The following is a 23,563-nucleotide window of genomic DNA, read 5'->3' as shown; positions in this document are numbered from 1 at the left end:
CGAATGGCGCAACGCTTCCGCTGGACGCACACGCTCGCCGACGGCCGCGAGGCCACCGTCTCGCGCGTCGCCGGGGCGCACGAGGACGGCGACGACCCGCGCCGCCGCTACGACTGCCGACTCCCCGCGGACGTCGCGGCCTCGACGCCCGACGAGCGCGTGCGCCTGACGCGCGAGGGCGACGGCGACCGGCTCACGGTCGTCGTCCCCGACGGCGTGGGCGTCGCCCGCCTCCGCCTCGCCACCGACGACGGGCGGACCGCCCTCCCGCTTTCCGACCCGACGCTCGGCGGCCACCTCACCGCGGCCCTCCGCGGGGACGACACGGCCGCGCGCGCGCTCGCCGACCACCACGGCTCCGCGACCGCGGCCGTTCACGCCTGTGCGCACGCCCTCGACACCGAGGGGGTCGTCGCGCTCGTCGACGCCCTCGCGTCGGCGAGCGGGGCGGCCTCGGACGACCTCCACGCCCGGCGCTACGCGCTCTGCCGGGCGGCCGCGCGCGGGACGAACGGCCTCGCCGTCGACGAGCCCGACGCCTTCGAGACGCTCGCCGACGGGCTCGATTCGGTCGAGGGAATCGGCGACGTCGAGGCCCTCGACGCGCTCGGCGACCTCGTCGCCGTCCACGGTCTCGACGACGTCCGCGCGCTCGGCTACGACCTCGTCCGCCTCGCGCACCGCGACGACGGTCGCTTCCGGGCGTACTGGCTCGCCGCGCTCGCCCGTGATAGCGGAATCGACGCGGCCCGCGACGTCGCGGGTGCGGGCGGCGACGGCGGCGACTACGCCCGCCTGAAGGAGCGTGCGCTCGACGCCGACTACGCCGAGCGCGGTGCGGCGTGGCGCGCGCTCTGCGGGCCCGCGAGCCGCCGCTCCCGCGAGACGTTCCGCTACGTGCTCGCCAACGCCTACTACTGGACGGGCGAGACGAGCCGCACGGACGCCCGCGCGGACGAACTCTGCTACGACGGCGCGCTCGCCGCCGTCCCCGCCGACCTCGACTGGATACGTGTCCGCGCGCGCTACGAGCGCGCCCGCGCCGTCGGCCACCGCCACCGGAGCGCGACGAACCACGCGCTCGCCGTCGCCGCCTTCGAGCGCGCCCGCCGAATCGCCGAGGAGTGCCCGGACGACGACGTGACGCCGTGGGACCCCCTCTACAGCCGGACGGTCGTGGCGTCGAACGCGCGCTCCGCCGCCGGCGACCACGCCGCGGCCGTCGACGTCATCGAGGACGGTCTCGACGCCCTCGACGACTACGCGATTCCCGACGCGCGCGCCGATGAGGTCCGCCACCACCTCCGCGGGCAGCGCCACGAGCGCCTCGCGCTCCTCGCCCGCCGCGAGGAGGCCGGTGCCGTCGAGACGCACCTCGACGCTGCCCGCGAGCACTACGAGGCCGCGGGGTTGGAGCGCTCGCGCGAGCGCGTCGCCGCGAAACGCGACGACGCCGCGAACGAGGACGCGACCGACCGCGAGCGGCGCGCGACGCGCGCGACGGGCGGCGTCGGCCCGGCACCGAGACCCCCGAGCGACGACACCGGCCCGTCGCTCGCCGACATCCCCGACCTCCACGACTTCCTCACCGAGAGCGACCCGACCGCCGTCGGGAGCGCGGACCCCGGCGTCGTCGACCGCCGACCGCGCGACCCGGGACCCTACTAGGGGTCTCGTCGCCGGACCCCGGATTCTCTATCCCCACATGCGGTTTATCTTCGTCGGCGACGTCGAGCGATACCGGCGGTACTCTCGGAGAGAGAGACGCCTATACCCCTCGCTGTCGTCCACTCGTGGCGATGACGGATTCCGACGAGACGGGCAGCGTCCCGTCACGACTGAGCCGCCTCCTCTTCGCGAGCGGTCTCGCCATCCTCGCCGTTCGAAACCTCACCAACCTCGACGGCCGCATCGCCTACGCGGACGCGAAGGGCGTCCCCGCCGCCGACAAACTCGTCCCCGCGGCGAGCGCGCTCCTCCTCGGCGGGAGCGCGAGCATCGGCTTCTGGAAGCTCCCGCGGCTCGCCGCCGCCGGCATCGCCGGGTTCTTCGTCGGCGTCACGCCGCTCATGCACGACTTCTGGAACGTCGACGAGGAGTCGCGCGGCGAGGAGCTCACGTCCTTCCTGCAGAACCTCACGCTGCTCGGCGCGGCCATCGCGTTCTACGAGCACGCCACGCAGGACTGAACGACCGCGAGAAGCCGAAAACCGAAAAGCTGTTTCTTTCGCTTACGCCGTCGAGGAGTCGATGTCGCCGTTCACGCGGACGAAGCCGTAGTCACACTCCGGGCAGTACCACTTCGTCTTCAGCCCGAGGTGCAGGTTCGTCGCCGCCGCACGGTAGAACGTCTGCTCCTCCTCGCACTCCGGACAGTCGTGTTCGAGTTCCGTGGCCATGCCTCCGGGTCGACGCGCGAGGGTGTTTAACGTATCGGGACCGAGCGCGCTACACCGGGAGCGTCGCCTGCCGCGGGCCGTCCCGCGCGCCCTCGTGTTCGAGGAGCCGGCGCTTCACCCCGAGCGCGTCCGGGTGGTCGAGCGAGAACCCGCCCAGGCCGTCCGCCGCGACGACGCGGTGACACGGGACGACGAGCGGGAGGGTGTTCCGCCCGCAGGCCTGCCCCACCGCGACCGCCGCGCTGTCGAGCGTCGCCGCGAGCTCGCCGTACGTCCGCGTCTCCCCGTACGGGATCGCCGCCATCGCGGCCATCACCTCGCCCGTGAACCCCTCGGGGTACGCCACGTCGACGTCGAAGCCCTCGCGCTCCCCGCGTTCGTACGCCGCGAGCTGCTCGCGGAGCGCCGCCTCGTCGGCGTCGAGCTGGGCCGTGTCGAACTCGAACGTCGCCCCGAAGGCCGTGTATCGCACGCCTCCCGAAAGAGCACGCTGACGGATAAGGCTCACTCGCTCCGATAGAGGGCGCGGGCGTGGCCGTCGGTCACGCGTCGCGCAGGCGGGACCTTCTTTGCCCCGCGCCACCCACACGTGGGCGTGAGTATCACGCTCTACGCGCTGGAGGGGTGTCCCTACTGCGAGCGGGTCCACGACGCCCTCGACGCGCACGACGTCGACTACGAGACGGTGTGGACGGCCGCCCTGCACTCCGAGCGCGACGACGTGAAGCGCATCAGCGGGCAGCGCGCCGTCCCCGTCCTCGTCGACGACGAACGCGGCGTCACGATGCCCGAATCCGAGAACATCTGCGAGTACGTCGAGCGCACGCTCGCCGACGTCGGGAGTGAGAGCGGGAGCGAGACGTGACCATCTACACCGGCCGCGGCGACGAGGGCCGCACCGACCTCCGCGGGGCAGAGCGCGTCTCCAAGACGAACCCCCGAATCGAGGCCTACGGGACCGTCGACGAGGTGAACAGCCTCCTCGGCGTCGCCCTCCCCACGGGCTACGACGACGTCGATAGCGCCCTCCGGGACGCCCAGAACCACCTCCACGTCGCGCAGGCCGACCTCGCAAACCCCGAGCCCGCGGACGACGACCCCCGGATAACGGAGTCGCACGTCGAGACGGTCGAGGGGTGGATCGACGACGCCGACGACGAACTCGACCCCCTCACGCACTTCGTCCTCCCCGGCGGCAGCGACGCCGGTGCGTCCCTCCACCACGCCCGCTCCGTCGCCCGCCGCGCCGAACGCCGCGCCGTCGCGCTCGCCGAGCACGAGGCCATCAACGAGACCGTCGTCGTCTACCTCAACCGACTCTCCGACGCGCTGTTCACGCTCGCGCGCCTCCTCAACGCCCGCGACGGCGTCCCGGAGGACGAACCCACCTACTGATACACCGCATTCCGCGATACGGTTTCGGCTCGTGTGGGTGGCGCCGGGGTCGAATAAGCAACCTTAAGTCCGCCCTGCCGCTACCACGTCGTGCGGGTCGGTGGTCTAGTCCGGTTATGACGGCTCCTTCACACGGAGCAGGCCGGCGGTTCGAATCCGCCCCGACCCACTCTCCTCGCCGACGTCTCTCACTCCCCGAGTTGTTCGTGTGTCGTCCGGTAGCCCCACCCTTCTGCTTCGACCTCTGACACCCGGTAGAGGCGGATGTCGCGTTCGCGTTTGGTCTTGACGGGGACGTCGTAGTGGGTGGCGTCGTAGTCGAAGGCGGTGTCGGCGTCGCGGACGAACTCGCGGTGGCGCTCCAGGCGGTCGCGGGCGACGTCGGCGCTGAAATCTTCGACGCCGTCGAGTCGCTCGGCGAAGCCCTCGACGAGGCCGTCGTCGAGTTCGTAGCCGACGGAGTTGCGTGCGGCGGCCATCGCGGCGAGCGTCGTGGTGCCGGTCCCCCAGAAGGGGTCGAGGACCGTGTCGCCCCGAACGCTGAACATGTTGATGAGACGATACGGTATCTCGAAGGGGTAGGCGGCGGAGCGTTCGCGCTCGCCGCGCGCGGCCGGGAGTGACTGGCGGCGGCCCCGGACGTCCGTCCAGACGTCGCTGAACCACCGGTTGCGTTCCTCCCAGAAGTACGCGGCGGCGTAGCGGTCGGGGTCGTGGGGCGGGAAGTCGCGGGGTTCGGGGCCGTTGCGGAGGACGAGGACGTGTTCGTGTTCGAGGGTGACGTAGGCGTTCGGCGGGAGGGTGCCGCTCCCCATGAACTTCGCGGCGGTGTTCGTGGGTTTGCGCCAGAGGACGCTCGGGAGTGGGTGGAAGCCGCGTTCCGTGAACGCGTCGGCGATTCGGGCGTGGTTGCGGTAGACGCGGTAGTTCTCGACGGTCCGGGTGGCGTCGCCGACGTCGAGGCAGGCGAGGCCGCCGGGCGCGAGGACGCGCGCGACCTCGTCCCAGACGTCGTCGAGGACGCGATGCATGGCGTCGTAGGCGCGCTGGCCGTCGCCGGCGTCGAGCGCGTCGCCGACCGCGGGGTCGAGGTCGCAGAAGAGGTCGTCCCACATCTCGACCATCGGGTAGGGCGGGGAGGTGACGACGAGGTCGACGCTGTCGTCGTCGAGGGCGGTGAGGTCCCGCGCGTCGTCGGCGACGACGCGGTGGGTGGTCTCCATGCGAGAGCGTGGCACTCCCGGGGGATTAACGGTTCGGATGCGTCGCTATCGGCGCGCGCCGGGTTCGGGTTTCTCCCAGTCGAGCACGTCGAGGACGTCGCGGAGGAGCCAGAGGACGACGAGGTAGGCGACGACGGCGGCGATGCCGGCGATGCCGGCGAGGCTGACGAGCGACCCGTAGTAGAAGAGGGCGTACGCGGTCGTGGGGTCGCTCGCGCGGAGCGCGACGCCGGCGCCCGCGAGGGCGAAGCCGGCGAGCCAGAGGAGGCTCCCGACGGTGCTGACGACGGCGAGCGCCGGGTGGGCGAACCGGTAGAAGAACCCGGGGAGACGACCCCGAGCGGTGTCGGCCGGCATGGGCGAGCGTGGGGACGCGGACACCTTTAACCCCCTGGGTCGGCATAGTCGGGAGTAACGCGCCCCGGGTCGGCCGGGGCGACGGCCGTCCGCCCTTCCTCGGACGCGGACCCGCGCGGCGGCCGCGAACGTGTGTACCCCCCGTACACGGAGACACGACCAATGACGACACCCCCGCCGACCGACCTGACGCCGGCCGCCCTCCGGAACGTGCCGCTCTATCAGACGCTCGTCCACGACGCGGCCGACCCCGTTGTCGTCGTCGCGCCGGACGACACAATCGTCGATGCGAGCGACGACGTGGAGCGCATCGTCGGGCGGGACGCGGCCGCCCTCCGCGGCGCGGCGCTCGCGACGCTCCTCCCCGACGCCGACCCCGATTCGGGGTACGAGGTGCTGCGCGAGCGCCACGCCGACCCGGACGCGTCCCTCCCCTGGGGCGACGCGTCGCTCACCGTGCGCGGGGACCGCGGCACGACGTCGCTCCTCGTCGACGTCCGCGACGTCCCGAGCGAGGGCACGCGGTACCTCGCGGCGGTCTGTCGCGTCGCCGACCCGCTGTCGGTCGCCGCCCGCGAGCGCCACCGACTCCGCGAGGAGCGCGACCGAATCGAGCGCGTCGACGCGCTCGTCCGCGACCTCGCGCGTGCCGTCGTCGACGCCGACGAGCGACGCGACATCGAGCGCGTCGCCTGCGAGCGCATCGCCGACCACGACCCGCACGCGTTCGCGTGGTTCGGTCGGCCGCGCCTCGCGTCCGCGATGGTCGAGCCGTCCGCGTGGGCGGGCTCCGGGCCGGGGTCGCCGGAGGAGTACCTCGACGTCGTGGAGGTGACGACGGACGACACGGCGACGGGCTGTGGGCCCGCGGGGCGCGCGCTCGACACGACCGACGTCACGGCGGTCGCGGACGTCCGCGACGCCCCGCAGTTCGGTCCGTGGCGCGAGGCCGCCCGCGAACACGGCTTCCGCGCAGTCGCGGCCGTCCCCGTCGCCCTCGACGGTACGACGTACGGCGTCATCTGCCTCTACGCGACCCAACCGGGCGCGTTCGACGGGATCACGGACGCGCTCGGCGACGTCGGGCGAATCGTCGCGAAGGCCATCCGGTCGAGCGAGCAGCGCAAGCTCCTCCACGCGGACACGCTCCTCGAACTCGAACTCCGCGTCACCGACGGCTCGCCGCTCGTCGCGGCGACGGAGCGCTGTGACTGTACGCTGACCCTCGAAGGGTTCGTCCCGGGCGACGGCGAGCGCTCCGCGCTCTACGTCGACGTCGACGGGTGTGCGCCCGAGCGCGCCCTCGACGCCCTCGACGACGTGACGAGTCGTGCGCGCGTCGTCCGCGAGACGGCGGACGGCGGGCTGGTGGAGCTCTCGCTCGCCGAGGACGGCGTCGTCTCGACGCTCGCGGCCGCGGGTGCCCGCGTCGACGACGCGACCGCCGCGAACGGCGAGGCGCGCTTCGTCGTGCAGACGGCCCCGGACGCGGACGTCCGCGGCCTCGTCGATCACGTCCGTCGGCTCCACCCGCGCGCCGACCTCGTCTCGAAGCGCGAGGTCGAACGCGACCCCGAGGCCTTCGCGGACGTGCGCGAGGACGTGCGCGACGACCTCACCGACCGCCAGCGCACCGCGCTCCGGGCGGCCTACCACGCCGGCTATCTGGAGTGGCCCCGTGAGTCGAGCGGCGAGGAAATCGCGGAGACGATGGACGTCTCGCCGCCCACCTTCTACCAGCACTTCCGCGCGGGCGAGCGCAAACTCTTCGACGCGTTCTTCGACTGACGTTCGACGCCTACTGCGACCGACGACACGACGCCTCCGTCGAGCGTCAGCGGTCCACGTCGTCGGCCTCCTCGACGTCGATGTGGACGGCGTCGCTCTCCTCACCCGTGTCGTCCTCCTCCCCGTCACCCCCGAGCAGTCGGTCGCGCACGTCGTCCGCGACCGATTCGACCCGCCCGCGGAGCGTGGAGAGTTCGTCCTCGAACGCCTCGACCTCCCGCTCGACGTGGTAGACGCGCTGTATCGGGATGCGCCGGACGGTGTCCGTCCCGGCCTCCTCGTCGCTCACGTCGAGGAGCCAGTGGTCCTGCACGTAGACGAGGTGTTCGTTCCGAACGGTCGTCTCCACGGTGTCGCCGTCCGCGTTCTCGTAGACGAGCGTCGCGCGACCGAGGTCTTCTTCGACCATGGGGGGACGTGACGCGTGAGACGGGTAGAACCACCGGTCGAAAAAACGAAGCCGCGTTCGCGTCGGCGAGTCGCGGCTTACAGCAGGTCTTCGACGTTGTCGGCGACCTCCTCGGGGGTGTCGCCGACGGGGACGCCCGCCTCGTTGAGCGCGTCGATCTTCGACTCGGCGGTGCCGGTACCGGAGCCGGAGACGATGGCGCCGGCGTGGCCCATGCGCTTGCCCGGCGGCGCGGTGCGCCCGGCGATGAAGCCCGCGACGGGCGTGTCCATGTGCTCGGCGATGTACGCGGCGGCCTCCTCCTCGTCCTCGCCGCCGATTTCACCGCACATGACGACCGCGTCCGTCTCGGGGTCGTTCTCGAACGCTTCGAGGGCGTCGATGAACGAGGTGCCGATGATGGGGTCGCCGCCGATGCCGATGGCGGTCGTCTGGCCGATGCCGCGCTGGGTGAGGCTGTCGACGACCTGGTAGGTCAGGGTGCCGGAGCGGGAGACGAGCCCGACGTTCCCCTCGGAGAAGATGTTCCCCGGGAGGATGCCGAGTTTCGACTCGCCGGGCGTGATGATGCCCGGGCAGTTGGGGCCCTGGAGGCGCGTGTCGACCTCGTCGAGGCGCTTGTTGACCTTCGCCATGTCCTGCGTCGGGATGCCCTCCGTGATGGCGACGACGAGGTCGAGGTCCGTATCGAGGGCCTCGAAGATGGCGTCCGCGGCGAACGCGGGCGGGACGAACACGACCGAGGCGTCGGCGTCCTCCTCTTCCACCGCCTCCTCGACGGTGTCGTAGACGGGGACGCCGGCGACCTCCTGGCCGCCCTTGCCGGGCGACGTGCCGGCGACGACGTTCGTCCCGTACTCGATCATCTGTTCGGTGTGGAACTTGCCCTCGCCGCCCGTGATACCCTGGACGACGACGCGGGTGTCTTCGTCGACTAGAATGCTCATTGTTCGTCCTCCGCGTATTCGACGGTCCGCTGGACCGCCCCTTCGAGCGTCTCCTCGACCGTGACGAGCTCGTCGTTCAGAATCTCGCGGCCCTCCTCGGCGTTGGTGCCGGCGAGGCGGACGACGACGGGTTTGGGAATCTCGTCGAACTGCCCGAGCGCCTCGTTGATGCCCTTGGCGACCTCGTCACCGCGCGTGATGCCGCCGAAGATGTTGAAGACGACCGCGTCGACGTTGTCGTCGCTGAACACCATGTCGAGCGCGTTCACGACGCGCTCGGCCTTCGCGCCGCCGCCGATGTCGAGGAAGTTCGCGGGTTTCCCGCCGTAGTAGTCGACGAGGTCGAGCGTCGTCATCACGAGGCCCGCGCCGTTGCCGATGATGCCGACGTTCCCGTCGAGACGGACGTAGTCGAAGCCGTACTCGTTGGCCTTCGCTTCGAGGTCGTCCTCCGCGGCCTCGTCCTCCATCTCGGCGAGGTCGGGGTGACGGAAGAGCGCGTCGTCGTCGACGTTGAGGACGGCGTCGGCCGCGATGACCTCGTCGTCCTCGGTTATCATGAGGGGGTTTATCTCGGCGTCGCTCGCGTCGTTGTTCTCCCAGAGGTCGTAGAGCGTCGTGAGGACGCTCGCGACGTCGCGCGCGACGGCGTTGGGGACGCCCGCGTCGTAGACGGCCTTCCGGGCCTGATACGGATGCATCCCGAACGCGGGGTCAATGTGTTCGCGGGCGATGGCCTCGGGGTTCTCCGCGGCCACCTCCTCGATGTTCACGCCGCCCTGCGTCGAGACCATGGCGACGGGCTTGCCCTCGCCGCGGTCCATCGTGACCCCGACGTAGAGCTCGTTCTTGAAGTCGACCGCACCCTCGACGAGGACCTTGTCCACGTGGTAGCCCTTGAGGTCCATCCCGAGGATGTCCTCGGCGGCCTCGCGGGCCTCCTCGGCGTTCTCGACGAGCTTGATGCCGCCGGCCTTCCCACGTCCGCCGACGTGGACCTGTGCCTTCACCGCGACCGGATACCCGATGTCCTCCGCGTGCTCGACGACCTCGTCGACGGTCGTGGCGAGCGCGGACGGGGGCGTCGGGACACCCGCGTCGGCGAAGACGTCCTTCGCCTGGTACTCGTGCAGCCTCATTTGTGGGTTGCTTGGAAACTGCGTTCGTCCGGAGTGTTATTCATACTCAATCCAGAGTCGAAACCCCACCACCAAAATCTGTTTGGAATCAGCTCCGACAAGGAGTACCAATCTGAGGAGGGGATCAAGCCAAAAGGGAGATGTCCCTATCAGATGGCGTTAGGACATTTCCGTACCCTAACTTCCCGGGACAGATTGACGAATTGTTCGAGAACGACCACGACGACGAAGGGACAAATACCTTGTCGTCGGCACCGTCTAGTTATGCACCTCCTCGATGACGCTCTCAGATACTCGAACAGCTTCATCTGTGACTCGTCGGTGGGTTCCCGAGTAGGTGAGTCAGCTGAAAGTAGCGCTAAGCCCCTTCCTCAGCGAACGCCGACCGACGGGAGGGTACAAGCAGGGATGGGATACAGCGTTCACGAGAGCATAGCTCTCGTGCGTGAACGAGACACGAAGCGTCTCATCAACGTCGTACAGTTTTCATACACGGTCGACGCTCGTCCCACAGGCCAACGTCTCGCCGGAATTATTATGCGTGTATCGTGTATAGTGTGCATCACGGTGAAGCGGAAGACAATCACCATTCGGGAGGACCAAGACGATTGGATTGAGGACCAACACCTCAACCTCTCGTCGTTCGTCCGCGAACAACTGGACGAACTAATCGAGGAACGAGAGTAACGGATGTACTACGCCTACAAATACCGTCTCAAGCCGTCCGACACCCATCGTGAAGAGTTGGACCGCCACCGAGACATTTGTAGGCAACTGTACAACCACACGCTCTACCGCCTCAACGAGTACCAAGACGAACATGGCGAACTGCCGTCTATGACCACATTACGGTCGGAGCTACCCGACCTCAAAACGTGGTGGGACGACCTTTCAAACGTGTACTCGAAGGTTCTCCAAACCGTCGTGGAACGCCTGTTCGACAACCTCAAAGCGCTCTCCGCACTCAAGGAGAACGGCTACGACGTCGGTAATCTCAAGTGGAAGCCGCCACGCGAGTTCCGCAGTTTCACGTACAGTCAGTCTGGCTTCAAGCTCGACAAGAAGGGCGGTCAGACTGTGCTGTCTCTCTCGAAACTCGCGGACATCCCGATTCGATTCCACCGCACCATCCCCGACGACGCGAAGCTCAAGCAGGTCTCGGTCAAGAAGCAGCCGACGGGCGAGTGGTTCGCCACCTTCGGCGTCCAAATGGACCGTGAACCGCCTGAACCACCTGAGAATCCCGAGAAGTGCGTCGGCATCGACGTGGGGATTCTCAAGTACGCTCACGACACCGACGGAACCGTCGTGGGGTCGCTTGACCTCTCCGACGAGCGCGAGCGGTTGGAACGCGCACAGCGCGACCTCTCGCGGAGAGAACACGAGTCTGCGAATTGGGAGAAACAACGCCGTGTCGTAGCCGAACGCCACGCTGACCTCAAGCGGATGCGACGGGATTTCCTCCACAAGCTATCGAACTATTACGCTACCGAGTACGACCTCGTAGCGGTCGAAAATCTCGACGCAAAGGGCTTGGTCGAACTCCCGGGTAACTCACGGAACCGGGCAGGCTCGGCGTGGGGAGCGTTTCTCCGGATGCTTGAATACAAGTGCGAGCGTGAAGGAACGCACTTCGTTGCGGTCAACCCGAGAGGGACGACGAAAGAGTGCGCTTCATGCGGCGTTTCGACGGAGAAGCCGTTGTGGGTCCGTGAACACTCCTGTCCCGCCTGCGGGTTTGTGGCGGACAGGGACGCGAACGCGGCGTGGAACATTCTTTTTCGCGGCCTCGAAGACGTAGGAGTGGGATATTCCGAATCAATGCCTGTGGAGACTGCGCTCTCCGTGGATACACCCGTATCTGCAAAGCGCGTCGTGGAAACAGGAAGCCCTACCCCCAAGGAGGAACGGCGCAAGCCGTGAGCGAGCAGGGTAGGGTAGTTCACTAGTGTCGGAACGTGACTGAGCGACACACACCGGCCGTCGCGCGACTCGCCGGCATAACGGTTATATATCCATTCTGTCCATTACTCCCCGATGTCGAGAGTGCTCAAGGTGTCCGGATTCGTCGGGCTCGCGGTGCAGATGGTGTGGGGAATGGGGAACGTCGCGGGCCACATCGTCGGTGTCCCGCCCTACTGGGGACAACTCGTCGGCGCGCACGCCCACTTCGGCGTCCTCGGTATCCTCGCCGTCGTTACGGGACTCGCCGTTGATCAGTACGGGACGTCGGGGACGCGCCGCACCGTCGCAGTCTGGGGGTTCGTCGTCGGGCAGTGGCTCCTTCCCGCGACCCTCGTGGCTCAGGCAGTGCTCGGTCTCCCGCAACTCGGGATGCTCGCCTTCGTCTGGGGCATCTGTCTCCTCGTCTCGATGGTCGTGATGGCGATGGAGGCCTGGGCGGACTCCCCGAGCGGCTACGCCGCGTAGAACCGGACGAGCGAACACGCGGGACAGACGTAGGCGACCACGTCCCGGCGGCCGACGCCGAGCGCGCCCCGGAGGCCCTCGCCGCGGAGGTGAATCCGGTCGTTCGTCCCCGTCGTGTCGTCGTTCGTCTCCGCCATCTCGACGTCGCAGTCGGGACAGACCGGATCGGGCATAGGCCCCGCGACGCACCGACCACACTTATTCGCCGGCCGCACGATGGGGGCCGTATGCGCGCTGTCCGTTACCACGAAACCGGCGGCCCGGAGGTACTGCAGGTCGAGGACGACGTCCCGACGCCCGAGCCCGGCCACGGCGAGGTCAGACTCGACGTCGCGGCCGCGGCCGTCAACCCCGTCGACACCTACTATCGGGAGGGTGACTACGAACTGCCCGGCCTCCCCGCGATTCCCGGCGACGACGTCGCGGGCATCATCGACGCCGTCGGCCCGGGGGTCGACGCGTGGGCCGAGGGGGATCGCGTCTTCGGGACGGGCATCGGCGCGAGCGGCCGGGGGTCGTACGCGGAGTACGCCACGGTGCCCGCGGGGAACCTCGCGGCGCTCCCGGACGGCGTCTCGTTCGCGGAGGGCGCGGCGGTCGCCGTCGTCGGCGTCACCGCGTGGCGCGCCCTCGTCGATCACGCCGGCGTCGAGCCCGCGGAGACGTGCCTGATACACGGCGGCTCGGGCGGCGTCGGCCACGCCGCCGTCCAGATCGCGGACGCCGCGGGCGCGACGGTCACGACGACCGCGAGCGAGGCGTACCACGACCGTCTGCGGACGCTCGGCGCGGACACGACTCTTGACTACGCGCGCGACGACCTCGCGGACGCCATCACCGCCGCGGGCGCGCCCGACGTGGTCGTCGACCACCGGCTGAACGACTACTTCGGCCTCGACGCCGACATCGCCGCTCACGGCGCGCGCGTCGTCGCGCTCGGCAACACCGAGCCGGCCGCGACGCTCCCGGACGTCCCGGGCGCGCGCTCGAAGGAGCTCACCGTCTCGCTGATGAGCATGTACAACACCCCCGACATCGGGGCGGTACTCGACCGGCTCGCCGGGCTGCTCGCGGACGGCCGGCTCGCGCCCGAAATCGCGCGCACGTACGGCCTCGACGAGGCCGCCGACGCCCAGCGCGCCGTCGTCGGCGATTCCTTCTTCGGGAAGCTCGTCGTCGAGCCCTGAGCCGACCCTCTCGGTTCGCGGAAACATATGCTTAATAAGTTCCCCGCATCATCACGTGAGTAGACATGGCACAACGAGAGACGTGGACGTCACGCGTCGGATTCATCTTCGCCGCGGTGGGTAGCGCGGTCGGGTTGGGGAACATCTGGTCGTTCCCGTTCCAGACGGCGTCGAACGGCGGGGCGGCGTTCCTCGTCGTCTACCTCCTCGCGGTCTTCCTCATCGGCTTCCCGACGATGCTCATCGAGTTCGTCATCGGGCGGCGCTCGAAACAGAACGCGGTCTCGGCCTTCTCCGAGTTGGGGTACGGTAACTGGACGTTCGCGGGCGCCATCGGCGTCTTCGCGTCGTTCATCACCCTCTCGTTCTACAGCGTCGTCGGCGGCTGGGTCATCAGCTACATCGTCGGGAGCGTCACCGGCGGCTACCTCGGCCAAGCCGGCACCTTCTTCGGCTCCATCTCCTCCGGGACGGTCGCCATCGGCGCACACGCCGTCTTCATGGCGGTCACCATCGCCATCGTCGCGGGCGGCGTCGCGGACGGCATCGAGCGCGCGACGAAGTTCATGATTCCCGCGATACTCGTCCTCCTCGTCGGCCTCGCCGCGTGGGGGTCGACGCTCGCCGGTTCCGCTGCCGGGTACGCGTACTACCTCTCGCCGGACTTCGGCGTCATCGCCAGTAACTTCACCTCCATCGTCCCCTCGGCGATGGGCCAGGCGTTCTTCACGCTCTCGCTCGGGTTCGGCGTGATGATCGCGTACGCCTCCTACCTCGGCCGCGACGACAGCCTCCCGGCGGACAGCGCGATCATCGTCGTCCTCAACACGGTCGTCGCGCTGCTCGCCGGCTTCGCGGTCTTCCCCATCCTCGCCGCGACGGACGCACTCACCGGCTCGACGGGGGCCGGCACCGCGTTCGTCGCGCTCGCGGGCGCGTTCGGCCAGCTTCCGGCCGGCCAGGTCATCGGCCTCGTCTTCTTCGTCGTCCTCCTGTTCGCGGCGCTCTCCTCCTCGATCAGCCTCCTGGAGGCGCCGGCGTCGTACGTCGTCGACCGCTACGACGTCGCCCGCCCGAAGGTCGCCGTCGGCGTCGGACTCGTCAGCTTCGTCATCGGCATCGTCCCCGCCTACGGCTACGTCGGGCTGTTCAACGACTTCGTGTTCAACATCCTCCTCCCCATCGCGGTGCTGTTCATCGCGCTCTTCGCCGGGTGGGTCGCCAACCGCGAGTCCATCGACGAACTCGGGCGCGGCACCGCCCTCGGGCAGGGCGCGACGACGCTCTGGCTCTGGTGGGTGCGCGTCGTCATCCCCATCGTCGTCGCCTACACGCTCTACCTCGGCGTGACGAACTTCTACACGGGCCTGACGACCGGCGCGTACTTCTGAGGGCCCGCGCGTCTCGCGTTTCGAACGCGGTTTTTTCGCTTTCGTCGCTCGTCCACAGGGCATACGAAACCCTCTTGAGCACCTGCACGCTACGGCGTGCCATGACACGTGAGACGTGGAAGACACAGGTGGGGTTCATCCTCGCCGCGGTCGGTTCTGCGGTCGGCCTCGGGAACGTCTGGCGCTTCCCGTGGATGACCGCGAACAACGGCGGCAGCGCGTTCCTCCTCCTCTATCTCTGCATCATCGTGCTGGTCGGCGTCCCCGGGCTCCTCGGCGCGTTCGTCATCGGGCGACGCTCGAAACGCAACCCCGTCGGCGCGCTCCGGTCGCTCTCGGGCGGCTCGCGCCTCTGGGGCGCGTTCGGGCTCCTCGCGGTCTGTACGACCGTCCTGCTCGTCTCCTTCTACACCGTCGTCGGCGGCTGGTTCGTCCGCTACACCGCCGCCTCGGTGACGGGTGGCTACTTCGCCCAGCCGGGCGCGTACTTCGGCTCCGTGAACTACGGGCTCCCGGCGTTCGGCTTCGCGCTGCTCTTCCTCGCCGCGACGGCCGCCATCGTCTACGGCGGCGTCGAGCGCGGCATCGAGCGCGCGACGAAGGTGATGATGCCCGCCATCGTCGTCCTCCTCGTCGCGCTCATCGGGTGGACGTTCACCCGCCCCGGCTCGATGGCGGGGCTCACCTTCTTCCTCTCGCCCGACCTCGCCTACCTCCGGACGCACTTCCTCGACATCCTCCCGGCGGCCGTCGGGCAGGCGATGTTCACGCTCTCGGTCGGGACGGGGACGATGATAACCTACGCCTCCTACCTCGGCGAGGAGCGTTCGCTCCCCTTCGACGCCACGACCATCGCCGTCCTCAACACGGCCGTCGGCGTCCTCGCGGGCCTGCTCGTCTTCCCGCTGCTGTTCAGCTTCGGCCTCGACGTCGGGAGCGGCGGTCCCGGCGCGATCTTCGTCTCGGTGGCGAGCGCGTTCTCGACGCTCGGCCTCGTCGGCCGCCTCCTCGGCGTCGTCTTCTTCGCGGTCGTCCTCCTCGCCGCGCTCTCCTCCTCGATTAGCATGCTGGAGATACCGGTCGCCTACCTCGTGGACGAGCGCGACTTCTCGCGGGCGCGGGCGACCGGCGTCATGGCGGGCGTCGTCGCCGTCGGGGCCGCGATCTGCGCGCTCGACGCGAGCGTCTTCAGCCTCTTCGCGGACACGCTCGTGAACCTCCTGATGCCCACGGGTCTCGCGGGCTTCCTGCTCTTCGTCGGCTGGGTGCTCGGGAAGAACGCCCTCGAGGAGTACGAGGCTGGCGCGGGCGGACTCGGGCGCGCCCTCGGTTCGCCGTGGCTCCTCTTCGTCGGCGTCCCGATTCCGATATTCCTCCTGTTCACCGTCATCAGCCGCCTGCTCAGCACGCTCGGCGTCTCCATGGCGCCGCTCTCCATCCTCGGCGTCACCGTCGCGTCCTCGACGGCCGTCCTCGCCGTCGCGGTCGTCCTCACCGCCGTGGCCGTCCTCGGTCTCCGGCGGCCCGACTCCGTCTTCTGAGGAGCGCGGTCGGTGTCGGTGTCCTTTTGACGACGTCCGGTGAAACGGGATTCAACAGATGACGATGGACGAGCGCATCGAGGAGTTGCGCGAGCGCAAACGCCGCGCCGAGAAGGGCGGCGGCGAGGCCCGCATCGAGTCCCAACACGAGAAGGGCAAGATGACGGCGCGCGAGCGCATCGACTACTTCCTCGACGACGGCACCTTCCGCGAGTTCGACGCCCTGCGGACGCACCGCTCGCACAACTTCGGGATGGAGGAGAACAAACTCCCCGGCGACGGCGTCGTCACGGGCTACGGCGAGGTGAACGGCCGAAAGACGTTCGTCTTCGCCCACGACTTCACGGCCTACGGCGGGTCGCTCGGCGAGGTCTTCTGCGAGAAGGTCTGTAAGGTCATGGACAAGGCGATGGAGGTCGGTGCGCCCGTCGTCGGTCTCAACGACTCCGCGGGCGCGCGCATCCAGGAGGGCGTCGAGTCCCTCGGCGGCGTCGGCGAAATCTTCCGCAAGAACCAGGAGGCGAGCGGCGTCGTCCCCCAGATATCCGCCATCATGGGGCCGTGCGCCGGCGGCGCGGTCTACTCGCCCGCGCTCACCGACTTCGTCTTCATGGTGAAGGAGACGAGCCACATGTTCATCACCGGCCCGGACGTCATCGAGACCGTCACCGGCGAGGAGGTGGGCTTCGACGAACTCGGCGGCGCGACGACGCACACCGCGACCTCCGGCGTCGCGCACTTCGCCGCGGAGACCGAAGAACAGGCCCTCGACAACATCAAACGCCTGCTCTCCTACCTCCCGCAGAACAACGTCGAGGACCCCCCGAGAGTGGAGCCGTGGGACGACCCGGAGCGACGCCCGGAGGCCCTCGAAGACATCGTCCCGGACGAGCCCCGCAAACCCTACGACGCGACGGACGTCGTCGATGAGGTGATGGACGAGGGCTCGTTCTTCGAGGTCCAACCCGACTACGCGAAGAACCTCGTCGTGGGGTTCGCGCGCCTCGATGGTCGCTCCGTGGGCATCGTGGCGAACCAGCCCCGCGTGAACGCGGGCACGCTCGACATCGACGCCTCCGAGAAGGCGAGTCGCTTCGTCCGCTTTTGCGACTCGTTCAACGTCCCCATCGTCTCCTTCGTGGACGTCCCGGGCTTCCTCCCCGGCACCGACCAGGAGCACGAGGGGATCATCCGCCACGGCGCGAAACTCCTCTACGCCTACTCGGAGGCCTCGGTCCCCCTGCTGACCGTCATCACGCGCAAGGCCTACGGCGGCGCGTACGACGTGATGGCGTCGAAACACCTCGGCGCGGACGTCAACTACGCGTGGCCCACCGCGGAGATCGCCGTGATGGGCCCGCGCGGTGCCGTCAACGTCCTCTACCGCTCGGAGCTCGCGGAGGCCGACGACCCGGACGAACTCCGCGACGCGCTCGTTGAGGAGTACCGGGAGGAGTTCGCCAACCCCTACACCGCGGCGGACCGGGGATTCCTCGACGACGTCATCGAGCCCGCGGAGACCCGCGTGCGCCTCATCAGCGACCTGGAGATGCTCTCGACGAAGCGCGAGGACGGCCCGGACAAGAAACACGGCAACATCCCGCTATGAACGCGGCCGTCGAGGCGCCCCCGTCGGCGAGCGACGCGGAGGCGGCGGCCGCGCTCGCGGCGGTGGGCGCGTACCTCGACGAGGAGCGCGCGGCGCTCGCGGCGGCGGCCGCGGCGGCGAGCGACGACGACCCGTCGTGGGACGGCGCGAAGTGGCGCTTCGCCGGCCGACTGGCGGCGACGGGCGCCGACGGCCGCGGCGAGCGGGTGCCGGACGGCGCGCCGACGGACGCGTGGAGCGCGGCGGGGCGCGCGGACCGCTTCTGATTCTGCGGCTCAGACGCTCCCGAGCACGCCGCCCGTGCGGAGGACGAAGTAGCCGGCGAAGAGGACGGCGAGGGCCCACTGGCCGAGGTGGACGTCGCCGCGCTCGCCCGCGAACGCCTTCATCACGGGGTAGGCGATGACGCCGGCGGCGATGCCGTAGGCGATGGAGTACGTGAACGGCATGACGATGACCGTGAGGCCGGCGGGGACGGCGTGCGTCGGGTCGTGCCAGTCGACCTCGGCGACGTTGCCGAGCATGAGGACGGCGACGACGACGAGCGCGATGTGGCTCGCGTACTGCGGGATGGCGGCGGCGAACGGGACGAACGCGACCGCGACGAAGAAACAGAGCGCGACGACGAGCGCGGTCAGACCGGTGCGTCCGCCCTCCTCGATGCCGGTCGCGGACTCGACGTAGGTGGTGACGGTGGAGGTGCCGAGCATCCCGCCGACGGTGGTGCCGACCGCGTCCGCCATCAGGGGCTTCTCCATCTCGGGGAGGTCGCCGTTCTCGTCGAGGAAGCCGCCGGCCTGCCCGACGCCGACGAGCGTGCCGGCGGTTTCGAGGAAGTCGACGAAGAAGAACGTGAGGACGACGAGCGTGAACGCGAGGGCGTCGAGGTCCGCGAGGCCGCGGAGGAACGCGCCGACGAGGGGCGAGACGTCCCACGTGGGCGCGGGCAGGCTGGGTGCGAGCGGCACCGACTCGTGGGGGCTGGCGACGCCGAGGGCGGCCGCGGCCCACCCGAGGACGCTCGTGACGGCGACGCCGACGACGATGCTGCCGGTGACGCCCCGGACGTAGAGACCGAAGGTGAGGAAGAGGCCGAGGACGCTGAGTATCGCCACGGGGTCGGAGGCGACGGCCCCGAGCGTGAGGAGCGTGGAGGGGTCGGCGACGACGATGAAGGTCTTTTCGAGGCCGATGATGGCGAGGAAGAGCCCGAGCGCCGCGCCGACGGCGAACTTCACGGGCTCGGGGAAGAGCCGGATGACGTACTCGCGCGCGCCGACGAGCGTGAGGAGGACGAAGAGCACGCCCTCGACGACGATGGCGGCGAGCGCCGTCTCCCACGGGACGCCCATCGCGCCGACGACGGTGAACGCGAAGAAGGCGTTGAGGCCCATGCCGGGCGCGAGGCCGAACGGCCGGTTCGCGTAGACCGCCATCACGAGCGTGGCGACGCCGGCGGAGAGCGCGGTGACGACGGCGAGCATCTGCATCGTCGCGGCGTCGCCCGCGCCCGTGTCGATGGCGGCGACGAGGATGGCGGGGTTGACGACGACGATGTACGACATCGTGAGGAACGTCGTGAGGCCGGCGAGAACCTCCGTGCGGAGGTCGGTGTCGTGGGCCGCCAGGTCGAAGGCGGCGGCGAGTCTGTCGCTGAGAGCCATGTCCCTCCGCCGGGAGCGCCCACGCGGGTATAGCGGTGTCGTCTCGCTCCCGACGATTGTCGACACGACGAATCGACACGCTAAGGTGGCCGCTGTCGGAAGGCGGGTGTATGTTCGAGAAGGTGCTCGTCGCAAACCGGGGCGAGATCGCCGTGCGCGTGATGCGGGCGTGCGCGGACCTCGGCGTCGAGACGGTCGCGGTCTACTCGGAGGCCGACAAGCACGCCGGCCACGTCCGGTACGCGGACGAGGCCTACCGCGTCGGGCCGGCCCGCGCCGCCGAGTCGTACCTCGACGGCGAGGCCATCGTCGCGGCCGCGAAGGAGTCGGGCGCGGACGCGATTCACCCCGGCTACGGCTTCCTCGCGGAGAACGCCGACTTCGCCGAGCGCGTCCACGGGACCGAGGGCGTGACGTGGGTCGGCCCTTCCGCCGAGTCGATGCGCCGCCTCGGCGAGAAGACGGGCGCACGAGAGGTGATGGACGCCGCGGACGTCCCCATCGTTCCCGGGACGACCGACCCCGTCAGCGACCCCGAGGCGGTCCGGGCGTTCGGCGAGGAGCACGGCTACCCCATCGCCATCAAGGCCGAGGGCGGCGGCGGCGGACGCGGCATGAAGGTCGTCGAGGAGCCGAGCGACATCGAGGCGCAACTCGACGCCGCCAAGCGCGAGGGCGAGGCGTACTTCGGGAACGACTCCGTCTACCTTGAGCGCTACCTCGCGGACCCCAAACACATCGAGGTGCAGGTGCTCGCGGACGAACGCGGGACGGTCAGACACCTCGGCGAGCGCGACTGCTCGCTGCAGCGCCGCCACCAGAAGATAATCGAGGAGGGCCCGAGCCCCACCCTCGACGACGACCTCCGCGCGGAGATTCACGAGGCCGCCCGCCGCGGCGTCGCCGCCGCCGACTACGTGAACGCCGGGACGGTCGAGTTCCTCGTCTCCGAGGGCGAGTTCTACTTCCTCGAAGTGAACACCCGAATCCAGGTCGAGCACACCGTCACGGAGGAGATTACGGGCGTCGACATCGTGAAGTGGCAGCTGCGCGTCGCCGCGGGCGAGGAGATCGACTTCGCCCAATCCGACCTCACCGTCGAGGGCCACGCGATGGAGTTCCGTATCAACGCCGAGAACGCCGCGGACGACTTCGCGCCCGCGACCGGCGGGACCCTCGACACCTACGACCCGCCGGGCGGCATCGGCGTCCGCGTCGACGACGCGCTCCGGCAGGGCGACGACCTCGTCACCGACTACGACTCGATGGTGGCGAAGCTGATAGTCTCGGGGGCGGACCGCGAGGAGTGCATCGCGCGGGCGAAGCGCGCGCTCGCCGAGTACGACATCGAGGGCATCGTCACCGTCGTCCCCTTCCATCGGCTGATGCTCGACGACGAGCGCTTCGTCGCCGGCGAGCACACGACGACGTACCTCGACGAGCGCTTCGACGAGACGCGTCTCCTCGAAGCCCAGGAGCGCTGGGGGAGCGAGGCGAGCGTCCCCGCGGACGACGACGAGACGACCGAGCGCGAGTTCACCGTCGAGGTGAACGGGAAGCGCTTCGAGGTCAACCTCGAGGCCCACGACGCGCCCGACCTCGGCGACGTCGACCTCGACGCCGTCGACGACGGCGGGGCGAGTCGACCCGACTACGCGACGGACGACGACGCGGAGACGGTCGTCGAGGGCGGCGGCGAGACCGTCGCCGCGGAGATGCAGGGGACGATACTCTCCGTCGACGTCGAACCCGGCGACGTCGTCGAACCCGGCGACGTCCTCGTCGTCCTGGAGGCGATGAAGATGGAGAACGACGTCGTCGCCTCCCACGGCGGCACCGTCGCCGAGGTCGCCGTCGCGGAGGGCGACAGCGTCGACATGGGCGACACGCTCGTCGTCGTCGACTGAGCCACGACCGAGCTAGCGGGGACGCGGGCGGACGAGCGGGATACGGGTGAACGGGCGGAGCGAGACGCGGGCGGAGCGGGACACGACCGCGTGGAGCCGACCCGGCGCTCTCCCGCATACCTCCACCCGTGTCGGACGACTCTTTTACGCGCGCCGCATACTCCCGTACATGAACGACACGCGCCGCGCGGTCCTCGACGCGCTCGCGGACGGCCCCGTGGCCGGCCCCGCGCTCGCGGACCGCCTCGGCGTCTCGCGCGCCGCGGTGTGGAAGCACGTCGAGGCGCTGCGCGACGCCGGCTTCGGAATCGAGAGCACCGGCGAGGGGTACGTCCTCGACGCGATTCCGGAGTTCGGCGGCCTCGCCGTCGAGTACGGCTGTGAGGCTCCCTTCGAGGTGGAGTACCACGAGACGCTCCCGAGCACGAACGACCGCGCGCGCGACCTCGCGGCCGACGGGGCGTCGGACGTCGTCGTCCTCGCAGACGAGCAGACGGGCGGGCGCGGCCGCCTCGACCGCGCGTGGTCGTCACCCCCGGGCGGCGTCTGGCTGAGCGTCGTCTGCCGGCCGGCGCTCGCCCCCTCACGCGTCTCCCTGCTCACGGTCGCCGCGAGCGCCGCGGCCTGCGGGGCCGTCCGCGAGGCGGGGGTCGACGCGCGAATCAAGTGGCCGAACGACCTGCTCGTCCCCGACCCCGACGCCGAGCGCGGCGGTCGGAAACTCGCGGGGCTCCTCACGGAGATGGAGGGCGAGGCCGGGCGGGTCTCGTGGGTCGTGCTCGGCCTCGGGCTGAACGCGAACGTCCCGGCCGACGCCCTCCCGGCGGACGCCGACGCGACCAGCCTCCTCGTCGAGCGCGGCGGCGACCCGGTCGACCGGCGTCGACTCGTCCAGCGCTTCCTCGAACGCTTCGACGACCTCCGCGACGACCCCGACGCGGCGCGCGACGCGTGGCGCGACCACGCGGCGACGCTCGGCCAGCGCGTGCGCGTCACGCTCCCCTCCGAGACAATCGTCGGGGAGGCCGTGGACGTCACGGAGGTCGGCGCGCTCGTCGTCGACACCGGGACGGAGCGCCGCGTCGTCCACGCCGGCGACTGCGAGCACCTCCGCCCGGCGGAGTAGCAGTAGGGGCCGGCCCGCTCAGGCGTGGAGGACGCGCTTCACGTCGCTCGCGCTCGCGCGCCGGACGGCCGCCCGGACGGGGTCGCGGTAGCCCGCGAGGTTGTGCGAGTCGCCGTCGAGCACGAGGAGGTTCGCGGTTCGCCCCGCCTCGATCAGCCCGTCGTTTCGCCCCGCGATTTCCGCGCCCGCGGTCGTCGCCATCCGCAGGACCTCGACGGCCGTCACGTCGTAGCGTTTCGCCGTGTAGGCCATCTCGCGGAACATCGACGGCGAGTTCAACATCACGTTGTCCGTCCCGAGCGCGACCGTCGTGTGGGCGAGGAGTTCGGGGACGTCCGGGAGGCCGACGTCCGTCACGAGGTTCGAGCGCGGACAGACGGCGACCGGCGTGTCGGTCTCCTCGACGCGCGCGAGGTGGTCGTCGTCGGCGTGGACCATGTGGACGAGCAGGTCCGGGTTGAGGTCGAGCGCGGGGTGGATGTCCGTCTCGTCGACCTCGCCGGCGTGGATGGCGAAGGGTTTCCCGGCGTCGCGCGCCCGCCCGCGCTCGACGGTGAAGTCGGCGTCGTTCGCGCCGCTCGCGCCGTATCCGTCGGACACGTCGAGGACGTCGGGGTCGTCGCGGCCGAACGCGAGCGCGTCTATCCCGACCCCCTCGCTCGCTTCGCGCAGCGACTCGACGCCCGCGGCGCCGCCCTCGCGGAACTCCAGCGTCGCCGCCGTCCCCGACTCGGCCATGTACGAGAGCGAGCGGCGCATCCCCTCGACGAGCTCCGCCCGGTCGGCTTCGCGGAGGAGGCGGTGTTTCAACCCGTCCGGGGGCGCGACGAGCTCTTCGAGGGAGAGCCCGCGGCCCGCGTCCTTCGCTATCGAGTCCCCGATGTGCGTGTGCGCGTTCACGAATGCCGGGAGGACGACGTCGTCGCTCTCGACGTTCGCCTCCTCCACGGCGGCCACTCGTCCGTCCTCGACGACCACGCGACCCTCCACGGCCTCGAAGTCGCGGCCCGCGAGTATCGTGCCCTCTAGCTCCATGGGTCCCCTGTGGGGT

At 69.9% G+C, this 23,563-nt stretch carries 23 protein-coding genes, 1 tRNA gene and 1 pseudogene; 15 read left to right on the top strand and 10 right to left on the bottom strand.

What is annotated here, in order from left to right:
• Nucleotides 1-3 precede the first annotated feature (3 nt).
• Nucleotides 4-1,668, top strand: coding sequence for a hypothetical protein (locus tag IEX84_RS00730; RefSeq protein ID WP_188869065.1), 1,665 nt, complete (start codon nt 4-6; stop codon nt 1,666-1,668).
• A gap of 131 nt (nt 1,669-1,799) precedes the next feature.
• On the top strand, nt 1,800-2,189 hold the full coding sequence (locus IEX84_RS00725) for a DoxX family protein (protein WP_188869064.1): 390 nt from the start codon (nt 1,800-1,802) through the stop codon (nt 2,187-2,189).
• A 42-nt stretch (nt 2,190-2,231) separates the two neighbouring features.
• Here the strand turns inward: IEX84_RS00725 and IEX84_RS00720 are convergent, their stop codons facing one another.
• Together IEX84_RS00720 and IEX84_RS00715 are read right to left on the bottom strand one after the other, a co-directional pair.
• Nucleotides 2,232-2,399 carry a DUF7838 family putative zinc beta-ribbon protein gene (locus IEX84_RS00720; RefSeq protein WP_188869063.1) on the bottom strand — a complete coding sequence of 56 codons (168 nt, stop codon included), beginning with the start codon at nt 2,397-2,399 and terminating at the stop codon, nt 2,232-2,234.
• Nucleotides 2,400-2,448: 49 nt separating this feature from the next.
• Nucleotides 2,449-2,871: a methylated-DNA--[protein]-cysteine S-methyltransferase gene (locus IEX84_RS00715; protein ID WP_188869062.1), complete on the bottom strand. Its 423-nt coding sequence runs from the start codon at nt 2,869-2,871 to the stop codon at nt 2,449-2,451.
• A 123-nt stretch (nt 2,872-2,994) separates the two neighbouring features.
• Here IEX84_RS00715 and IEX84_RS00710 point away from each other — a divergent pair, with 123 nt between their 5' ends.
• From IEX84_RS00710 to IEX84_RS00700, 3 genes are all read left to right on the top strand, one after another.
• A complete protein-coding gene (locus tag IEX84_RS00710; RefSeq protein WP_188869061.1) occupies nt 2,995-3,264 on the top strand; it encodes a glutaredoxin family protein in 270 nt (89 codons plus the stop codon).
• Complete coding sequence (locus tag IEX84_RS00705) at nt 3,261-3,794, top strand: cob(I)yrinic acid a,c-diamide adenosyltransferase (RefSeq protein ID WP_188869060.1); 534 nt, start codon at nt 3,261-3,263, stop codon at nt 3,792-3,794. The genes IEX84_RS00710 and IEX84_RS00705 overlap by 4 nt, the downstream gene beginning before the upstream one ends.
• A 94-nt stretch (nt 3,795-3,888) precedes the next feature.
• Nucleotides 3,889-3,963: transfer RNA gene (locus tag IEX84_RS00700), tRNA-Val, on the top strand.
• A 19-nt stretch (nt 3,964-3,982) separates the two neighbouring features.
• On the opposite strand, the gene IEX84_RS00695 is transcribed toward IEX84_RS00700, so the two are convergent.
• A complete protein-coding gene (locus IEX84_RS00695) occupies nt 3,983-5,017 on the bottom strand; it encodes a DNA-methyltransferase (protein WP_188869059.1) in 1,035 nt (344 codons plus the stop codon).
• 45 nt (nt 5,018-5,062) lie between these two features.
• Nucleotides 5,063-5,374 (bottom strand): hypothetical protein, encoded by a 312-nt coding sequence (locus IEX84_RS00690; RefSeq protein WP_188869058.1) that lies wholly within the window; start codon nt 5,372-5,374, stop codon nt 5,063-5,065.
• Between the two features lie 162 nt (nt 5,375-5,536).
• On the opposite strand from IEX84_RS00690, the gene IEX84_RS00685 reads away from it, so the two are divergent.
• Entirely contained in the window at nt 5,537-7,162 is a 1,626-nt protein-coding gene (locus IEX84_RS00685) for a bacterio-opsin activator domain-containing protein (protein ID WP_188869057.1), read from the top strand.
• A 46-nt stretch (nt 7,163-7,208) separates the two neighbouring features.
• Here the strand turns inward: IEX84_RS00685 and IEX84_RS00680 are convergent, their stop codons facing one another.
• The 3 genes from IEX84_RS00680 to sucC form a co-directional block, all read right to left on the bottom strand.
• Complete coding sequence (locus IEX84_RS00680; RefSeq protein ID WP_188869056.1) at nt 7,209-7,571, bottom strand: hypothetical protein; 363 nt, start codon at nt 7,569-7,571, stop codon at nt 7,209-7,211.
• A 77-nt stretch (nt 7,572-7,648) separates the two neighbouring features.
• Nucleotides 7,649-8,518 (bottom strand): succinate--CoA ligase subunit alpha, encoded by an 870-nt coding sequence (sucD, locus tag IEX84_RS00675; RefSeq protein WP_188869055.1) that lies wholly within the window; start codon nt 8,516-8,518, stop codon nt 7,649-7,651.
• The gene (gene sucC, locus IEX84_RS00670; protein ID WP_188869054.1) at nt 8,515-9,657 is read right to left on the bottom strand and encodes an ADP-forming succinate--CoA ligase subunit beta; all 1,143 of its coding nucleotides are present in this window, start codon (nt 9,655-9,657) and stop codon (nt 8,515-8,517) included. The genes sucD and sucC overlap by 4 nt, the downstream gene beginning before the upstream one ends.
• 690 nt (nt 9,658-10,347) lie before the next feature.
• Between sucC and IEX84_RS00665 the strand changes: the two are divergent.
• Nucleotides 10,348-11,606, top strand: a pseudogene (locus IEX84_RS00665) (RNA-guided endonuclease InsQ/TnpB family protein).
• 88 nt (nt 11,607-11,694) lie between these two features.
• Nucleotides 11,695-12,087, top strand: coding sequence for a hypothetical protein (locus IEX84_RS00660; protein ID WP_188869052.1), 393 nt, complete (start codon nt 11,695-11,697; stop codon nt 12,085-12,087).
• Here the strand turns inward: IEX84_RS00660 and IEX84_RS00655 are convergent.
• Complete coding sequence (locus IEX84_RS00655) at nt 12,075-12,260, bottom strand: hypothetical protein (RefSeq protein WP_188869051.1); 186 nt, start codon at nt 12,258-12,260, stop codon at nt 12,075-12,077. The genes IEX84_RS00660 and IEX84_RS00655 overlap by 13 nt on opposite strands.
• Before the next feature lie 54 nt (nt 12,261-12,314).
• On the opposite strand from IEX84_RS00655, the gene IEX84_RS00650 reads away from it, so the two are divergent.
• The 5 genes from IEX84_RS00650 (at nt 12,315) to IEX84_RS00630 (ending at nt 18,081) form a co-directional block, all read left to right on the top strand.
• A complete protein-coding gene (locus tag IEX84_RS00650; RefSeq protein ID WP_188869050.1) occupies nt 12,315-13,274 on the top strand; it encodes an NADPH:quinone reductase in 960 nt (319 codons plus the stop codon).
• 65 nt (nt 13,275-13,339) lie between these two features.
• Nucleotides 13,340-14,665, top strand: a complete 1,326-nt coding sequence (locus tag IEX84_RS00645; protein ID WP_188869049.1) for a sodium-dependent transporter — start codon at nt 13,340-13,342, stop codon at nt 14,663-14,665.
• A gap of 101 nt (nt 14,666-14,766) precedes the next feature.
• Nucleotides 14,767-16,206 (top strand): sodium-dependent transporter, encoded by a 1,440-nt coding sequence (locus IEX84_RS00640; RefSeq protein WP_188869048.1) that lies wholly within the window; start codon nt 14,767-14,769, stop codon nt 16,204-16,206.
• A gap of 64 nt (nt 16,207-16,270) precedes the next feature.
• Nucleotides 16,271-17,815 carry an acyl-CoA carboxylase subunit beta gene (locus tag IEX84_RS00635; protein WP_188869865.1) on the top strand — a complete coding sequence of 515 codons (1,545 nt, stop codon included), beginning with the start codon at nt 16,271-16,273 and terminating at the stop codon, nt 17,813-17,815.
• The gene (locus IEX84_RS00630; protein WP_188869047.1) at nt 17,812-18,081 is read left to right on the top strand and encodes an acc operon protein; all 270 of its coding nucleotides are present in this window, start codon (nt 17,812-17,814) and stop codon (nt 18,079-18,081) included. The genes IEX84_RS00635 and IEX84_RS00630 overlap by 4 nt, the downstream gene beginning before the upstream one ends.
• 9 nt (nt 18,082-18,090) lie before the next feature.
• Here the strand turns inward: IEX84_RS00630 and IEX84_RS00625 are convergent, their stop codons facing one another.
• Entirely contained in the window at nt 18,091-19,479 is a 1,389-nt protein-coding gene (locus IEX84_RS00625) for an NCS2 family permease (protein ID WP_188869046.1), read from the bottom strand.
• Between the two features lie 110 nt (nt 19,480-19,589).
• On the opposite strand from IEX84_RS00625, the gene IEX84_RS00620 reads away from it, so the two are divergent.
• Nucleotides 19,590-21,386, top strand: a complete 1,797-nt coding sequence (locus IEX84_RS00620; RefSeq protein WP_188869045.1) for an acetyl-CoA carboxylase biotin carboxylase subunit — start codon at nt 19,590-19,592, stop codon at nt 21,384-21,386.
• Nucleotides 21,387-21,555: 169 nt separating this feature from the next.
• Complete coding sequence (locus IEX84_RS00615; protein WP_188869044.1) at nt 21,556-22,512, top strand: biotin--[acetyl-CoA-carboxylase] ligase; 957 nt, start codon at nt 21,556-21,558, stop codon at nt 22,510-22,512.
• An 18-nt stretch (nt 22,513-22,530) separates the two neighbouring features.
• Here the strand turns inward: IEX84_RS00615 and IEX84_RS00610 are convergent, their stop codons facing one another.
• Entirely contained in the window at nt 22,531-23,547 is a 1,017-nt protein-coding gene (locus tag IEX84_RS00610) for an amidohydrolase family protein (RefSeq protein ID WP_188869043.1), read from the bottom strand.
• Between the last annotated feature and the right edge of the window lie 16 nt (nt 23,548-23,563).

The organism is Halarchaeum rubridurum (assembly GCF_014647115.1).
GTDB lineage: Archaea > Halobacteriota > Halobacteria > Halobacteriales > Halobacteriaceae > Halarchaeum > Halarchaeum rubridurum.
This window is presented reverse-complemented; position numbering and strand designations above follow the sequence as displayed.

Bases quoted from the DNA above. Each gene is read 5' to 3' on its own strand.
- sucD (WP_188869055.1), bottom strand. From the start codon at position 8,518: ATGAGCATTCTAGTCGACGAAGACACCCGCGTCGTCGTCCAGGGTATC.
- IEX84_RS00630 (WP_188869047.1), top strand. From the start codon at position 17,812: ATGAACGCGGCCGTCGAGGCGCCCCCGTCGGCGAGCGACGCGGAGGCG.
- IEX84_RS00640 (WP_188869048.1), top strand. From the start codon at position 14,767: ATGACACGTGAGACGTGGAAGACACAGGTGGGGTTCATCCTCGCCGCG.
- IEX84_RS00620 (WP_188869045.1), top strand. From the start codon at position 19,590: ATGTTCGAGAAGGTGCTCGTCGCAAACCGGGGCGAGATCGCCGTGCGC.
- sucC (WP_188869054.1), bottom strand. From the start codon at position 9,657: ATGAGGCTGCACGAGTACCAGGCGAAGGACGTCTTCGCCGACGCGGGT.
- IEX84_RS00690 (WP_188869058.1), bottom strand. From the start codon at position 5,374: ATGCCGGCCGACACCGCTCGGGGTCGTCTCCCCGGGTTCTTCTACCGG.
- IEX84_RS00660 (WP_188869052.1), top strand. From the start codon at position 11,695: ATGTCGAGAGTGCTCAAGGTGTCCGGATTCGTCGGGCTCGCGGTGCAG.
- IEX84_RS00615 (WP_188869044.1), top strand. From the start codon at position 21,556: ATGAACGACACGCGCCGCGCGGTCCTCGACGCGCTCGCGGACGGCCCC.
- IEX84_RS00645 (WP_188869049.1), top strand. From the start codon at position 13,340: ATGGCACAACGAGAGACGTGGACGTCACGCGTCGGATTCATCTTCGCC.
- IEX84_RS00635 (WP_188869865.1), top strand. From the start codon at position 16,271: ATGGACGAGCGCATCGAGGAGTTGCGCGAGCGCAAACGCCGCGCCGAG.
- IEX84_RS00720 (WP_188869063.1), bottom strand. From the start codon at position 2,399: ATGGCCACGGAACTCGAACACGACTGTCCGGAGTGCGAGGAGGAGCAG.
- IEX84_RS00625 (WP_188869046.1), bottom strand. From the start codon at position 19,479: ATGGCTCTCAGCGACAGACTCGCCGCCGCCTTCGACCTGGCGGCCCAC.
- IEX84_RS00695 (WP_188869059.1), bottom strand. From the start codon at position 5,017: ATGGAGACCACCCACCGCGTCGTCGCCGACGACGCGCGGGACCTCACC.
- IEX84_RS00610 (WP_188869043.1), bottom strand. From the start codon at position 23,547: ATGGAGCTAGAGGGCACGATACTCGCGGGCCGCGACTTCGAGGCCGTG.
- IEX84_RS00655 (WP_188869051.1), bottom strand. From the start codon at position 12,260: ATGCCCGATCCGGTCTGTCCCGACTGCGACGTCGAGATGGCGGAGACG.
- IEX84_RS00685 (WP_188869057.1), top strand. From the start codon at position 5,537: ATGACGACACCCCCGCCGACCGACCTGACGCCGGCCGCCCTCCGGAAC.
- IEX84_RS00730 (WP_188869065.1), top strand. From the start codon at position 4: ATGGCGCAACGCTTCCGCTGGACGCACACGCTCGCCGACGGCCGCGAG.
- IEX84_RS00680 (WP_188869056.1), bottom strand. From the start codon at position 7,571: ATGGTCGAAGAAGACCTCGGTCGCGCGACGCTCGTCTACGAGAACGCG.
- IEX84_RS00725 (WP_188869064.1), top strand. From the start codon at position 1,800: ATGACGGATTCCGACGAGACGGGCAGCGTCCCGTCACGACTGAGCCGC.
- IEX84_RS00650 (WP_188869050.1), top strand. From the start codon at position 12,315: ATGCGCGCTGTCCGTTACCACGAAACCGGCGGCCCGGAGGTACTGCAG.